Origin of the sequence: Roseovarius carneus (assembly GCF_020141465.1) — a bacterium.
GTDB classification, from domain to species: Bacteria; Pseudomonadota; Alphaproteobacteria; order Rhodobacterales; family Rhodobacteraceae; genus Roseovarius; species Roseovarius carneus.
In genome coordinates this window covers 366,153-380,893 of sequence record NZ_JAHSPD010000001.1, presented here as the reverse complement: position 1 = coordinate 380,893, position 14,741 = coordinate 366,153, and the positions used below count along the sequence as shown (strand labels likewise).

Annotated in this window: 12 protein-coding genes and 1 pseudogene; 7 read left to right on the top strand and 6 right to left on the bottom strand. The window is 62.2% G+C overall.

The features are described from left to right. Nucleotides 1-213 precede the first annotated feature (213 nt). The 4 genes from KUD11_RS01935 (at nucleotide 214) to KUD11_RS01920 (ending at nucleotide 4,181) form a co-directional block, all read left to right on the top strand. The gene (locus KUD11_RS01935) at nucleotides 214-1,299 is read left to right on the top strand and encodes a TRAP transporter substrate-binding protein (RefSeq protein ID WP_109387085.1); all 1,086 of its coding nucleotides are present in this window, start codon (nucleotides 214-216) and stop codon (nucleotides 1,297-1,299) included. A 72-nt stretch (nucleotides 1,300-1,371) separates the two neighbouring features. Beyond that, complete coding sequence (locus KUD11_RS01930) at nucleotides 1,372-1,866, top strand: TRAP transporter small permease subunit (RefSeq protein WP_109387087.1); 495 nt, start codon at nucleotides 1,372-1,374, stop codon at nucleotides 1,864-1,866. Next, a complete protein-coding gene (locus KUD11_RS01925; RefSeq protein WP_181375322.1) occupies nucleotides 1,863-3,413 on the top strand; it encodes a TRAP transporter large permease in 1,551 nt (516 codons plus the stop codon). The genes KUD11_RS01930 and KUD11_RS01925 overlap by 4 nt, the downstream gene beginning before the upstream one ends. Nucleotides 3,414-3,491: 78 nt before the next feature. Beyond that, complete coding sequence (locus KUD11_RS01920) at nucleotides 3,492-4,181, top strand: GntR family transcriptional regulator (RefSeq protein WP_109387089.1); 690 nt, start codon at nucleotides 3,492-3,494, stop codon at nucleotides 4,179-4,181. Nucleotides 4,182-4,184: 3 nt separating this feature from the next. Here KUD11_RS01920 and hutU read toward each other — a convergent pair whose 3' ends face one another. The 4 genes from hutU to hutI are packed head-to-tail and all read right to left on the bottom strand — an operon-like array spanning nucleotide 4,185 to nucleotide 9,422. After that, nucleotides 4,185-5,852, bottom strand: a complete 1,668-nt coding sequence (gene hutU, locus KUD11_RS01915; protein ID WP_109387091.1) for a urocanate hydratase — start codon at nucleotides 5,850-5,852, stop codon at nucleotides 4,185-4,187. Further along, nucleotides 5,849-6,655, bottom strand: coding sequence for an N-formylglutamate deformylase (gene hutG / locus KUD11_RS01910; protein ID WP_109387093.1), 807 nt, complete (start codon nucleotides 6,653-6,655; stop codon nucleotides 5,849-5,851). The genes hutU and hutG overlap by 4 nt, the downstream gene beginning before the upstream one ends. Further along, nucleotides 6,652-8,190 (bottom strand): histidine ammonia-lyase, encoded by a 1,539-nt coding sequence (gene hutH, locus KUD11_RS01905; RefSeq protein WP_109387095.1) that lies wholly within the window; start codon nucleotides 8,188-8,190, stop codon nucleotides 6,652-6,654. Before hutH ends, hutG begins: the two co-directional genes overlap by 4 nt. Then, entirely contained in the window at nucleotides 8,187-9,422 is a 1,236-nt protein-coding gene (gene hutI / locus KUD11_RS01900; protein ID WP_109387097.1) for an imidazolonepropionase, read from the bottom strand. The genes hutH and hutI overlap by 4 nt, the downstream gene beginning before the upstream one ends. A gap of 95 nt (nucleotides 9,423-9,517) precedes the next feature. On the opposite strand from hutI, the gene KUD11_RS01895 reads away from it, so the two are divergent. Beyond that, nucleotides 9,518-10,876, top strand: a complete 1,359-nt coding sequence (locus tag KUD11_RS01895) for a formimidoylglutamate deiminase (RefSeq protein ID WP_109387099.1) — start codon at nucleotides 9,518-9,520, stop codon at nucleotides 10,874-10,876. Here the strand turns inward: KUD11_RS01895 and KUD11_RS01890 are convergent. After that, nucleotides 10,873-11,433, bottom strand: a complete 561-nt coding sequence (locus tag KUD11_RS01890; protein ID WP_181375323.1) for a HutD/Ves family protein — start codon at nucleotides 11,431-11,433, stop codon at nucleotides 10,873-10,875. The genes KUD11_RS01895 and KUD11_RS01890 overlap by 4 nt on opposite strands. Nucleotides 11,434-11,871: 438 nt before the next feature. Between KUD11_RS01890 and KUD11_RS01885 the strand changes: the two genes are divergently transcribed. Together KUD11_RS01885 and KUD11_RS01880 are read left to right on the top strand one after the other, a co-directional pair. After that, nucleotides 11,872-12,936: a hydantoinase/oxoprolinase N-terminal domain-containing protein gene (locus tag KUD11_RS01885; RefSeq protein WP_224380133.1), complete on the top strand. Its 1,065-nt coding sequence runs from the start codon at nucleotides 11,872-11,874 to the stop codon at nucleotides 12,934-12,936. Beyond that, nucleotides 12,933-14,051 (top strand): aminotransferase class I/II-fold pyridoxal phosphate-dependent enzyme, encoded by a 1,119-nt coding sequence (locus tag KUD11_RS01880; RefSeq protein WP_224380132.1) that lies wholly within the window; start codon nucleotides 12,933-12,935, stop codon nucleotides 14,049-14,051. The genes KUD11_RS01885 and KUD11_RS01880 overlap by 4 nt, the downstream gene beginning before the upstream one ends. A 155-nt stretch (nucleotides 14,052-14,206) precedes the next feature. On the opposite strand, the pseudogene KUD11_RS01875 reads toward KUD11_RS01880, so the two are convergent. Continuing rightward, nucleotides 14,207-14,695: pseudogene (locus KUD11_RS01875) on the bottom strand (SOS response-associated peptidase family protein); the annotation flags it as partial. Nucleotides 14,696-14,741 lie beyond the last annotated feature (46 nt).

Genomic DNA, 14,741 nt, shown 5'->3' with positions numbered 1-14,741 from the left:
TCTGGACCGTGCCGCCCGCGACCCCAAGGGAAAACCAGGGCGCGCGATATTATGTATTTACATATTTTGATTAAGCGTGGTTTATTAACTCAGCTCCTTGCGCCGCCATTGGTCTTTCGAGGCATTTCCAGACGGCTGCGCAAAACGGCCTTACGGCTTCGGGAGCCACATGGTTGATTTTGAATTATCACAGTCTGAACAAAGGAGAGGCCCATGCAAAGACGCACATTTCTGACAACTGGCGCCATCGGCACGGCAGCGGCCACATTGGCAAGCCCGGCCATCGCGCAGGACATACGGCAATGGAAACTGGTCACGGCGTGGCCAAAGAACCTGCCCGGCCCCGGTGTCGCGGCGCAAATGCTCGCCGACCGGATCACCACGCTTTCGGGAGGGCGCATCGAAGTGCGGCTTTTCCCGGCTGGAGAATTGGTCCCCGGACGCGGCGTCTTTGACGCGGTGAGCGAGGGCACGGCAGAGCTTTATCACGCGGTCCCGGCCTATTGGGGTTCCAAGTCCAAGGGCATCCTTCTGTTCGGATCGCAGCCCTTCGGCCTGCGCGCGGATGAGCAATTCGGCTGGCTTTACCATGGCGGCGGTCAGGCGCTCTATGATGAGATGTATGGCCGTTTCGGCATCAAGCCATTCCTCTGCGGCAATTCCGGCCCGCAATGGGGTGGGTGGTTCCGTAATGAAATCAACTCGGCCGAAGACCTCAAAGGACTGAAATTCCGCACCACGGGTCTGGCCTCGGAAATGGCGACAAAGATGGGCATGGCGTCCGAGGCGATGGGCGGCCCTGCGATGTTCCAGGCGCTGCAAACGGGCGCATTGGACGCGGGCGAATTCATCGGTCCGTGGACTGATAGCGCGCTGGGTTACTACCAAGTGGCCAAGAACTACTATTGGCCCGGTGTGGGCGAGCCATCGTCTGCCGAGGAATGCGGCGTTAACGCCGAGGTGTTCAACGCGCTGCCTGATGACCTCAAACAGGTGGTCACCCTCGCGTGCGAAAGCCTCTACAACCCCGTCTGGACCGAATACACGACCAAGCACGCCCTCGCCCTCAAGGCGATGGTCGAAGAGCATGGCGTACAGGTCAAGATGTTCCCCGAGGATGTCATCACTGCCATGGGCAAAGCGGCAGGCGAAGTGATCGCCGAGCTGCGCGAGGGCGAAGACGAGCTGACCCGCCGGATCACCGAGAGCTTCGTGGCCTATCGCGACTCCATCGGGCAATACATGGTCTATGCCGATAACGGGCAGATGAACGCCCGCGCGGCGGTCATGGGCTACTGAGGCTACTGATCCAATCGGGGCGCGCGGGGGATTGATGCCCTCGCGCACCCGTCTCATCCAAAGGGCGGTGCGATGGAGCGGATTGCGAACACGCTGGACGGTCTCAACGCGGGCGTGGTTTCCATGGTGCGCTGGCTCGCGATCCTCATGGTTCTGGTGCAGTTTGCCATTGTGGTGGGGCGCTATGCGTTCGGCCTGAATTCCATCGCCGCGCAGGAGAGCGTTCTTTACATGCACGCCACGTTTTTCATGCTCGGGGCGGGCTATACGCTTTTGGTGGACAAGCATGTGCGGGTCGATGTGTTCTATGCGCGCGCCAGCGACACTGTGCGGCGGCGGATCGACATTTTCGGGCACCTCTTTTTCCTTATGCCGTCGATGGTGGCCCTTATCTATTGGTCATGGCCCTCGGTGCGCAATTCGTGGCGCATCCTTGAAGGGCCGCTCTCCGTGGGGGGGATCGAGGCGGTGTTCTTGCTCAAATCGCTGATCCCGGCCTTTTGCATTCTTGTGATGCTGCAATCTCTGGCCTGTCTGTTGCGGCTTTTCATGCGGGCGCCGCGATGATCGAATACCTTGATCTGATCATGTTTGCCGCCCTCATGGGCGCGATCCTTCTGGGTTTTCCGGTCGCGTTCTCCATCGCGGGCGTGGCGGTGATTTTTGCCTATCTTGGCTGGTCTCTGGGCAAGATGGATATCTCGCTGATGGGCGCGCTGGGCCAGCGCGCGTTTGGCCTTTTGACCAATCAGGTGCTGATCGCCATTCCGCTATTTGTCCTCATGGGCGCGCTTCTGGAGAAAAGCCGCATCGCGGAGGAGTTGCTCGATACGATGGGGCGGCTTTTTGGACAGTTGCGCGGGGGGCTTGGCATCTCGGTGGTTCTTGTGGGCGCGCTTCTGGCGGCCTCCACGGGCATCGTGGGGGCGACTGTGGTGGCGATGGGGATGATCGCGCTGCCGACGATGCTGCGCGCGGGCTATGATGCACGCGTGGCGTCGGGGATTGTCTGTACGGCGGGCACGTTGGGCCAGATCATCCCGCCCTCCACCTTGTTGATCATTCTGGCCGATGTGATGTCCAACGCCTTTCAACAGGCGCAATATGAGCAGGGTCTCTTCTCGGTTCAGGCCCTCTCGGTGGGGCAGTTCTTTGCCGCTGCCATGATCCCCGGCTTTGTTTTGGTGGGGCTGTATCTCGTCTATATCCTGCTGCGCGGCTGGCTGCGGCCAGAGGATATGCCGCCCGCACCGGCGGATATGGCGCGGCCCACGCGCGCCGAAGTGCTGGGCGCGGTGATCCCGCCGGTGCTCTTGATCTTCGCCGTGCTGGGCGCGATCCTTGGCGGGGTGGCGACCCCGACCGAGGCGGCCTCCGTGGGGGCCATCGGCGCGCTTTTGATGACCGGGCACCGGATTGGGGTCGCCCCGCGGCTGATCTTGCTCGGGACGGGCGCGCTGATCGCGCTTGGCCTTCTTGCAGGGGCCTTTCCGGTGCGGTTTCAGCGTAACGATGTGAGCAGTGAGGCCTACGCTTTGGGCCTGTTCTATGTGGGTCTTGCGATCCTCGGTGGTCTTGCTGTGCTCTTGGCTTTGCGCGCAGCGCTCAGCAAAAATGTGGTGCAGGAGGCGATCGGCTCCACCCTCACCATGACGTCGATGATCTTTGCCACCATCCTCGCTGCGGGGGTGTTCAGCCTCGTCTTCATCGGGCTTGGCGGGGAAGAGCGTGTGGCGGACATCCTCGGCAACATGCCGGGCGGAGCCACGGGCGCGCTGGTGTTTTGCATGATCGTGATCTTCATCCTTGGGTTTTTCCTCGATTTCGTGGAAATCTCGGTGATCGTTCTCCCGCTCATCACACCGTCGCTGATTGTGATGGGCCATGACCCCATTTGGCTTGGCGTGCTGATCGCGATCAATTTGCAAACCAGCTTCCTGACACCGCCCTTTGGTTTCTCGCTCTTTTACTTGCGTGGGGCCGCGCCGAAATCCGTCACGACGGGGCAGATATATGCGGGCGTGATCCCGTTTATCGGGCTTCAGATCATCGGCATTATCCTGATCTGGTCGCTGCCGGGTTTGGCCACATGGCTGCCCTCAATGCTTTTCTAGCGGGGCATCTCGTCTGGATTTATGTGGGTTATGTCTATAGTTTAGTCGCCTGACGCCGACCCCGAGAAGGAGTGCTCAATGTCTGTGACCTACCGTGATGTGAAGGCGGATATCCTTGCCAAGATCACCCAAGGGGAGCTACCCCCCGGCAGCGCCATGCCCAATGAGGTGGATCTTGCTGTGGATTACGGCTGCGCGCGCGCGACGGTGAACCGGGCGATGCGCGAGCTGGCCGATGACGGCATCATCGAGCGGCGGCGCAAGGCGGGCACCCGCGTGCGCATGGCCCCGGTGCGGCAGGCGCGGTTTGGCATCCCTCTGGTCCGCCAAGAGATCGAGACTCTGGGCGCGACCTATCGCTATGCTCTGGTGGCCCGCGCCGCTTTGGCGGCTCCCGACTGGCTTCGCGCGCGGCTTGCGCTTGAGCCAAAGGCGCGCGCATTGCACCTCACGTGCATGCATTACGCCGATGGCATGCCCTACCAGCATGAAGATCGCTGGATCAACCTCGCGGTCAATCCGGATGCGGAGTATAATGATTTTGCCGAGACCGGCCCCAATGAATGGCTCGTCGCCGCCGTGCCCTTCTCAAATGCCGAGATCAGCTTTCAGGCGGTCACAGCGGATGCGGCGCTGGCCGAATATCTTGGCTGTGGCACGGGCGAGGCGCTTTTCCAGGTCGAGCGGATGACATGGTGGGAGGGGCGGGCCGTCACCTTTGTGCGCCTGACCCATCGGCGCGGGCACAGGATGACGACCCAGTATTAACACTTACAAAATCCCCGGCAGGTTCAGACCGTTCTCGCGGGCGCAGTCCTGCGCATCCTCATATCCCGCATCCGCATGGCGCATGACCCCAGTGGCCGGATCATTCCACAAAACGCGCGCGATACGGCGGTCTGCGTCCTCGGACCCGTCACAACAGATCACCATGCCCGAATGTTGCGAGAAGCCCATGCCGACGCCGCCGCCATGGTGCAGCGACACCCAAGTGGCCCCCGAAGCGGTGTTCAAAAGCGCGTTGAGCAGCGGCCAATCGCTGACCGCGTCCGAGCCGTCTTTCATCGCCTCCGTCTCGCGGTTGGGCGAGGCGACGGAGCCCGAGTCCAGATGGTCGCGCCCGATCACGATGGGTGCCTTGAGCTCGCCAGTGCGCACCATCTCGTTGAACGCCAACCCTAGCTTGTGGCGCACGCCCAGACCGACCCAGCAGATGCGCGCGGGCAGGCCCTGAAACGCGATCCGCTCGCGCGCCATATCGAGCCAATTGTGCAGATGTGTGTCATCCGCGAGGATCTCTTTGACCTTCGCATCGGTCTTGTAGATATCCTCCGGGTCACCCGACAAAGCGGCCCAGCGGAACGGCCCGATGCCCCGGCAAAAGAGCGGGCGGATATAGGCGGGCACAAAACCGGGGAAGGCAAACGCGTTCTCCAGCCCTTCCTCCAGCGCCACCTGACGGATGTTGTTGCCGTAATCCAGCGTCGGCACGCCCGCGTTCCAGAAATCCACCATCGCGGCCACATGGGTCTTCATTGAGGCGCGCGCGGCCTTCTCCACCGCTTTGGGGTCGCTCTCGCGCTTCTCGCGCCACTGCGCCATGGTCCAGCCCTGGGGCAGGTAGCCGTTGATGGGGTCATGCGCCGATGTCTGATCGGTGACGATATCGGGGTGGATGCCGCGCCGCACTAGCTCGGGGAAAATATCGGCGGCATTGCCCAAAAGGCCAACCGATTTCGCCTCGCCTGCCTTGGTCCATCGGTCAATCATCTCCAACGCCTCGTCCAGCGTTTCGGCGCGCGCGTCCACATAGCGCGTGCGCAGGCGGAAATCGATGCTGTCGGGGTTACACTCCACCGCGAGACAGCAGGCTCCCGCCATCACAGCCGCCAAAGGCTGCGCGCCGCCCATACCACCAAGCCCACCTGTCAGAATCCATTTGCCCTTGAGCGAGCCGCCATAATGCTGCCGCCCGGCCTCCACAAAGGTCTCGTAGGTGCCCTGCACAATGCCTTGGCTACCGATATAAATCCACGAGCCAGCGGTCATCTGACCATACATCGCTAGGCCTTTTTTATCGAGCTCGTTAAAATGGTCCCATGTGGCCCAATGGGGCACGAGGTTGGAGTTGGCGATGAGGACGCGGGGCGCGTCCTTGTGGGTCTGGAATACGCCTACGGGCTTGCCCGATTGCACCAGAAGGGTCTGATCCTCTTCCAGCGCGCGCAGGCTGTCGACGATCTTGTCAAAGTCCTGCCACGTGCGGGCGGCCCGGCCGATACCGCCATAGACGACCAATTCATGCGGGTTCTCGGCCACATCGGGGTGCAGGTTGTTCATCAGCATCCGCAGGGGCGCCTCGGTCATCCAGCTTTTCGCGCTGATCTCGGTGCCGGTTGCGGGATAAATATCACGGGTGTTTTTGCGCGGATCGCTCATGTCGTGCCTTTCAAAGTTAGCTTCGGGGCCAAAGCGGCCAAAGTTGTGAGAATTTCTGTCAGATGGGCGCGCAGGCGCGCGGATTTATCGGCGTCATAGGCCCATGGCGCGGCCTCATTGCTCAGGTAGGTGCTCTGCGACAGCTCCATCTGAATGGCGTGAAACCCCTCCTCGGGGTGGCCATAATACCGGGTGGTCCAGCCGCCTTTGAAGCGGGCATTGTTCACCGTGCTGTAGCCATTTGCGCGGTCGCAAATTTCCTGGACGGCGTGTTCAATTTCGGGTGCGCATGTTGTGCCGATGTTGGTGCCGATGTTGAAATCGGGCAGGGTGCCGTCGAAGAGAAACGGAATATGCGAGCGGATCGAGTGGCAATCATACAAGATCGCCATGCCGTGGAGGGCGCGCACGCGCTCCATCTCGGCCATCAATGCAGCGTGATAGGGCGCGTGGTATGCGATGCGGCGGGCCTCGATTTCAGCCTCAGTTGGCGGCGTGTCCCAGATATCGTGCCCGTCAAAATCAGTGAGCGGCACAAGCCCCGTGGTATTTTGACCGGGGTAAAGCGATGCGCCGTCGGGGTCGCGGTTGGCGTCGATCACATAGCGATGATGCGTGGCACGCACGGTTGTTGCACCGGGCAGCAGCCCGTCGTAGAGCGTGTGAATATGCCAGTCGGTATCATCAAGGCCCCGCCCGCGCGGGTTCAGCCGCGCCATGATATCCTCGGGGACATACGTCCCCGTATGGGGCAGGCCCAGCACGATAGGACTGTCGCCGCGCGTCACTTCAAAAGGGGTCATGCGCTTACCTCCGGGAGGGCCAGGCCCGTGGCGCGGGCAATCGCGCCGCTGCGGATCAGCTCGGCGGCCTGCTCCAGATCGGGGGCCAGATACCTGTCTGCCCCAAGGCTGGGCACATCGGCGCGCAAGGCGTTGATGGCGGCGGCCAGAGGTGTGCTTGTGGTGAGCGGCGCGCGGAACTCGATCCCTTGTGCGGCGCAGAGCAATTCAACGCCCAAGATACGCTCCAGATTGGCCACCATCCGCGCCAGCCGCACAGCACCATGGGCGGCCATGCTCACATGGTCCTCTTGGTTGGCGGAAGTGGGCGTGCTGTCGGTCACGCACGGATTGGCCAGATGCTTGTTCTCGCTCATCAGCGCCGCTGTCGTCACCTCGGCGATCATGTAGCCTGAATTGAGGCCGGGATCAGGCGTGAGGAATGGCGGCAGATCATGGCTCAGCACCGGATCGACGATCAGCGCGATCCTCCGCTGCGCAATCGCGCCGATCTCCGCCACAGCGAGTGCTATCATATCCACGGCAAAGCCCACCGGCTCGGCGTGGAAATTCCCGCCTGACACGATCAAGCCCGCATCCGTCAGCACCAAGGGATTGTCCGTGGCCGCGTTCGCTTCAATCTCAAGCGTGCGGGCGGCCATGCGCAGCACGTCTATCGCGGCGCCCGTCACTTGCGGCTGACAGCGGATGCAATAGGGGTCTTGGACCCGTGTATCGCCCTCCACATGGCTCTCGCGGATCACCGATCCGTCCAGCAGGGCGCGCATGGTGGCTGCGGCCTCAATCTGTCCCACATGGCCGCGCAGCGCGTGAATTTCGGGATGCAAAGGGGCGGTGGACCCCATGATCGCATCCGTACTCATCGCCGATGTCACCAGCGCCGAGGACATGGCGCGCCATGCCCCAAAGAGTCCGGCGAGCGCAAACGCGGTGCTGAATTGCGTGCCGTTGATGAGCGCAAGGCCCTCTTTGGCCCCCAAGGTCACAGGGTTCAGGCCTGCGCGCCGCAATGCCTCCCCGCCGCCAAGGGTCTCGCCCTCAAATGTCGCTTGCGCCTCGCCCATCATCGCGGCGGCCATATGCGCCAGAGGGGCCAGATCGCCAGACGCACCCACGGAGCCTTGCACAGGGATCACCGGCGTCACGCCGCGCGCGAGCATCTGCTCCAGAAGCGTGATCAACTCCATCCGCACGCCCGACGCCCCGCGCCCAAGGCTCAGAAGTTTCAGCGCCATCATCAGCCGCGCATGCCCCTCGGGGATCGGCTCGCCCACGCCGCAGCAATGCGACAGGATCAGATTGCGTTGCAATGTGGCGGTGTCCTTGGCCGCGATCTTGACCGAGGCGAGCTTGCCGAAGCCGGTGTTTACGCCATAAACGGCCTCGGTCCCATTTGCCGCCTCCGCGATCCGTGCCTGTGCGGCGTGGATGCCCGCATGGCAGGACGGGTCAAGCGCGATGGCCGTATCCTCCCAGAAAATGCGGCCCAGATCCTTCAGTGTCACGGCACCGGGGGTGAGGGTCAGGACGGTCATAGCAGGCCTCCGAAAATGCGGGTGTGAAGAGGATTGAATCCGATCCTGTAGCTCAGCTCTGCCGGGTGCGTGATGTCCCACACGGCTAGATCGGCGCGCATCCCCGGCGCGATGGTGCCCGCATCCGCCAGACTCAGCGCACGGGCGGCGTTTTGCGTGGCCCCGCGCAGCGCCTCCTCCGGCGTCATGCGAAAGAGCGTGCAGCCCATGTTGAGCGTCAGCAGGAGCGAGTTCAGCGGCGAGGAACCGGGATTGATGTCTGTGGCCAGCGCCATCGGCACGGCATGTTTGCGCAAGAGATCAATCGGGGGCGCTTGGGTTTCGCGCAGGGTGTAGAACGCGCCGGGCAGGATCACGGCGACCGTGCCCGCCTCGGCCATGGCAATGACGCCCGTCTCGTCGAGATATTCGATATGATCGGCGCTGAGTGCGCCGTATTGCGCAGCCAGTTTTGCCCCACCAAGGTTCGACAATTGCTCCGCATGAAGCTTTACTGGCAGGCCCAATTCCTGCGCCACATCAAAGACGCGCGCGATCTGAGCAGGCTGAAACGCGATACCCTCGCAGAACCCGTCCACCGCATCGACCAGCCCCTCCGCATGGGCTGCATGCAGGGCGGGGATGCAGACCTCGTCAATATAGGCATCATCGCGGCCTTTATACTCCGCCGGGGTGGCGTGGGCGCCGAGGAAGGTGGTTTTCACGTGGATGGGGCGGTGCGTGGCTACGGCGCGCGCGGCGCGCAACATCCGCAGCTCTGTCTCGATATCAAGGCCGTAGCCGGACTTAATCTCAATGCTCGTGACCCCCTCGGCGATCAGCACATCGACGCGCCGCAGGGCGCTTGCCAGAAGCTCTGCCTCGCTTGCGGCGCGGGTGGCCGTGACGGTGGAGACGATGCCGCCGCCTGCGCGTGCGACCTCCTCATAGCTCGCGCCGTTCAAACGCATCTCGAACTCCGCTGCGCGGTTGCCGCCATGCACGATATGGGTGTGGCAATCAATCAGACCGGGGGTGACGATGCGTCCGCCGAGGCTTTGCATCTCAAGGTGCTGATACTCCTGCGGGAGGGCGTTTCGCGCACCGACCCATGCGATACGGTCCCCCTCAAGGACGATAGCGGCATCCGGGATCATCCCGTAAGCTGCGCCTGTTTCGGTGAGCGTGGCGGCATCAAGATCGACCAGAAGCCGGGATGTTGCGCTCTGGGCTGCGGTCACCGATGCGGTCATGTGGGCGCTCCTTTGCTCATGCAGATTCGTCTTTTCTAGTATAAATCAATATGCGATATGTCTATACATAAAAATTCAAGCGGTGAGGGAACGAGATGATCTTTGCAAGACAAGCGCTGCTCGGCACAGGCTGGGTCACCGGGGTTCGGATCACGCAGGCCGAGGGGCGCATCGCGAGTATCGAGACCGGCGTGACGGCTCAGCCCGATGACACATGCGTCGATACGCTTCTGCCCGCTTTGGGCAATCTGCACTCCCATAGTTTTCAACGCGCGATGGCGGGCATGACGGAGGTGCGCAAGGCGGGGCGTGACAGCTTCTGGACGTGGCGGGAATTGATGTATCGCTTCATGGACCACCTGACGCCCGAGCAGATTGAGGCGATTGCGGCGCTTGTCTTTATGGAGATGCAGGAGGCCGGATATGCCAGCGTGGGCGAGTTTCATTACGTCCACCACCAGCGCGGCGGCGTGCCCTATGATGCGCTGGCCGAGCTGTCTTTGCGCGTTATGGCAGCGGCATCCGAGACCGGGATCGGCCTCACGCATCTGCCTGTGCTTTATAGCTATGGTGGAGCGGGGCAGGTGGCTTTGGCTGAGGGACAACTCAGGTTCGGCAATGATGTGGATCGGTTCTGCACCTTGGTCGATGCGGCGGGGGCAGGGCTTGCGGATTTGCCCGGCGATGCGCGTGTGGGCATCGCGCCCCATTCCCTGCGCGCCACATCGCCGGATGATCTGGCGCGGGTTCTGGGCTGGCATGGCGCGGGCCCCATCCATATCCACATCGCGGAGCAGCCCAAAGAGGTGCGCGATATCGAGGCATGGCTCGGTGCGCGACCTGTCGAATGGCTCTTGGCCAATGCACCCGTTGGGCCTGAGTGGTGTCTTATCCACGCCACGCATATGACCGATGATGAGACGAAAGCCATGGCCGCCACGGGGGCTGTCGCGGGGCTGTGCCCCATCACCGAGGCCAATCTGGGCGACGGCCCGTTCAACGGGCAGGTCTATCTGGAGGCGGGCGGCGCGTTTGGACTTGGATCGGACTCAAACGTGAATATCTCACTGACCGAGGAACTCAGGACGATGGAATATTCCCAGCGCCTGCGCGATCTGGCGCGTAATGTGATGGTGGTGGGTGAGGGGTCTGTGGGGCAGACGCTTTATCTTGGCGCTGCGCGCGGTGGGGCGCAGGCGCTTGGCCGGGATGCGGGGGAGATCGCCGTGGGATGTCTGGCTGATCTGGTGGCGATTGACGCGCAGGCCCCGGCGCTTTGTGCCTTGGCGCAGGATCAAATCCTCGATGGGCTGGCCTTTGCCGCCAAGGATGATGTGGTCACGGATCAGTGGTCCGCCGGGCGGCATTGCGTGAGCGGCGGACGCCATGTTGCGCGCGATGCGATTGTGGCGCGGTATCGCGGGGCTGTGGGTGCGCTTCTCGCTACGCTCTAGGGGCGGGGCGCGAGGGTGATTGCGAGGGCGCAGGCATCCTCGGCCAAGGTGGCGTTCAGGGCGGAGCCTTCGCAAATCGCGGTATCGCCGGGGGCCATAGCATGCGCGCCAATCGTGGCCCCGCCGGTGATCAAATGCAGCACGGCAATCTGGCCCGCGCCGCCCAGATCAAGCGGCCCCCCCGCGACCCGCACAGCTGACCCATCATAACGCGCGGTATCAAACATCAGGTTAAAATCGCGGATCGGTCCTTGGGTCAGCTCCGCACGCACAGCCGCACCACCCTCGAAGGTCACGGGAGCGGCGAAGTCAGCCGCCACCCCGCCGCTGGGGCCATGCAGGATCATGCCGCTGCCCTCAATCACGGTCAGCACGCGGGTGAGCCCCGCAAAGCTGGAGAAATCCCCGTCACGGTCCACATCGGCCATGCTGAGCCGCCACAAAAGCCCCGCTCCATCGCGCGCAGCCGCAATATCGCGTGTGATCCCGCCGCCGTTTTTCCACGGTGTAGGTTTGAGATCCGCGAGCCGGACGATGTTCAAAGTGTTTTGCGTCATGGGGCTCCGCCTGAGATGTCGTCTGCGCATTTGTGCCTGATTGCGTCTCCACGCAACAGCCCCCGATTGGTGGCTGTGGTCAAAGGAGAGTGCGGTCGGCCGCGCGGTACCCGAGTTCTGCATTGACACAAAGGCCACGCGTGTGGAAACGGCAAAAGGCCGTATTAGGAAATCCACCGCGCCATGATCTTGGGACTTTGCCATCCAACGCTGCGCCGGGGCACCGGATGTGATCTCGTCGTTTAGAGCGTGTCGCGTTCAATTGAATTCAGTTAAACGCGATACGCCCTAACAGGGCTTTACTGTGCTGCCCTCAGGGCGATGCGATTGCTGTTTCCCGTACTTTTCAGACTGGCAAATATCCATGATACCCAAAGACGGATTCCGGCTGGCCATTGATATTGGCGGCACATTTACAGACACGGTTTTAAGGGTTTTATGGACGCGGCGAGCCACGTGCTGGCCACGACCAAGACCCCCACAACGCCCGAGGCCCCGGCGCTCGCGGCTCTTGACGGCGCGCAGAGCGTTCTGGCCACCAGCGGGGTAGGCTGGGAGCAGGTCTCGACCTTTATCCATGGCACGACGCTGGCCACCAACGCCTTGATTGAGCGGCGCGGGGCGCGCGTGGCGACGATCACCACGGCAGGGTTTCGCGACATTTTGGAAATCGCTTATGAGCGCCGCTACAGCCAATATGCGATCAATATCGAAAAGCCCGACCTCATTGTGCCGCGCAAACACGCGCTGACGATTGGCGGGCGCATGAATGCGCAAGGCGGCGAGATTGCGCCACTTGATGAGGCGAGTGCGGTCGCCCTTGCGGAGGCGTTGCGCGGTGAGGATATCGAGGCGCTTGCGATTTGCCTGATGCACGCCTACGCGAACCCGGCGCATGAGCAGCGGTTGCGCGCGCTTCTGGCGACGGAATTGCCTGATCTGCCCCTGCGCCACGCGCCTGAGGCCGTCGATCTGGGGCATCGGCAATTTGCGGCAGAGCTGGTGTTCAGCGGTGGTACCGGAGCGCGCCCGACGCTGGACGGGCTGTCGGCTACGGCCTTTCCCAGCGGTGTCTGGGGCAGTCAGGTCGAGACGACCGAGGCTGCGGCACCCGTGCTCATCCATGCCCGTGAGCTGCGTGCGGATTCTGGCGGGGTGGGGCAGTATCGCGGTGGGCTTGGGCAGCATATCGAGATCAGCTCGGCCATTGATGAGGATATCTTGTTGTTTCTGTCGGTGGAGCATGTGGACAACCCTGCCAAGGGGCGGCATGGCGGCTTGGACGGTGCCAAGGGGCGCATCCGCATCGGCATGGACGGCCCGGATTTACCCAGCAAGGGGGAGTTTCGGATCCCGACGGGCAAGGTGCTGATTTTTGAGACGCGGGGTGGCGGCGGGTTTGGCCCGCCTGAGAGGAGGTCTCGTGAGGCCGTGATGCGCGACGTAGGTAGCGGGATGGTCAGCAACGCTGTGGCCGAGACAGTCTATGGAGGCACGTCATGACCCACGCATTACCGCATATCGCTGCAATGACGCCCTATGCACTCGCCGATATGGTGGCACCGCCGGGGATAGAGCTGATTTCGCTATCGCAAAACGAAAGCCTGCGGCCCCCAAGCCCCGAGGCGGTCCGCGCCGCAACCCAGAGCCTTGCGGATGCTGGATACCCCGACCCGGATTGGACGGATCTGCGCGCGGCCCTCGGAGACCTGCACGCGATTACGGCTGAGGGTATTTTATGCGGCACAGGCTCGCTCGATCTGATCGGATGTCTGATGCGGGCGGTCGCGGGGTCGGGGCGCGCGGTCCTGAGTTCCGCCCATGCCTATCCGTTTTTCAAAACGGCGGCCCAGATCGCCAATGCCCGGTTTGACACTGGGCCGGAGCAGGGTTGCACCGTCTCGGTTGATGCTTTGCTGGACGCGGTGCAGCCCGATACACGCGTTGTGTTTGTTGCGAACCCTGAAAACCCCACGGGCACGCGCATCCCGAAATCCGAGCTGACCCGCCTGCGGGCCGGGCTTCGTGCGGATATCCTTCTGGTGCTTGATGAAGCCTATGGCGAGTTTGCCGATCATCTGGGCGAGCGGTGCTGGGATATGGTGGATGTGGGCAATTGCGCCGTGTTGCGGACGTTTTCCAAGGCTTACGGGATGGCGGGATACCGGGTGGGTTGGGGCCTCTTCCCCAGCGCCTTGCGCGGTGAAATACGCAAGGTGATGAACCCCAACAACGTCACACGTGCGCGCAAACGGATCGGCTTTGCGTCGCCTTACATGCCTGCGATCAACGCGCTCGCGGTGGGGTTTCTTTCTGAGATGGGGTTTGAGATCGTGGCGCAGGCTGAGGTGGACGCGGCGCTGGGCAATCACGAACAAGGCGCTTTGGCCCCCGAAGCGGTCTATGCGCTTGGGCTTCGGGCGGATGGGCCTGAGGTCGAGGCGATTGTGCTTTCATGCACCGAAATGCGCAGCGTTGAGACACTGGACCGGCTTGAGCAAAAAGTCGGGAAGCCTGTGATCAGCTCGAATCAGGCGATGATGTTCGAGACGCTTTTGGCGCTTGGTATTGGGGAGCCTGTGAAAGGCTTTGGTGCTTTGCTGGAGAGGCCCCGGTGATCTTGTGCCAGAGCGTAGCAATAGGTGGCGCGTCAAAGTGGGTAAGGTGAGAGGCTGGACAACTGCTACACGCCATATAAAACAATAGCTTACACATCCATTTGTAACCGTGTTACCGACCTCGAAATGTTCTTTATGACGTTGCGTCAGCCTAGCTAGGCGATCACTTTATCCTCGCGCTCGTCTTCACCGCTCTTGATCACTCGCATCTTTTCTGAGGGGAAGGGGCGGAGGAGCTCGTGCGAATCCACGACGTCGCCCTCCAGCCATCGCTCGTGGTCATCGGGATGCAGGATCACCGGCATATGCTCGGGATGCACCGGCCGAACCAGGTCGTTCGCGGTGGTGGTGATCATCGTATAGGTCTCAGGCTCCTCTGCGCCTTGTGGACCTTCGAAGCATGAATGCGTCCGTAGGCCTGCGAAGGCGAATGGTGGTCGAGGTTTGTCACCACGTAAGCCAAACCAGTAATAGGTTGCTGGAGCTCTGCCCTTGGCTTCGCAAAACGAAGAGGCCGGAATCAAGCAGCGGCGTTTATGAAAACTCTCCTTCCAAAGCCCGGAGGTGCGCACCTTGTCGTCACGGGCGTTGTTCCATGCGGCAGCCCGGAGGGTCTTGCCCGTCTTTTTGCTGGTCTTGGTCGTGCGAAAGCCCCAGACATGATCGAGAAGCGCAGGGAGATCATGGAGG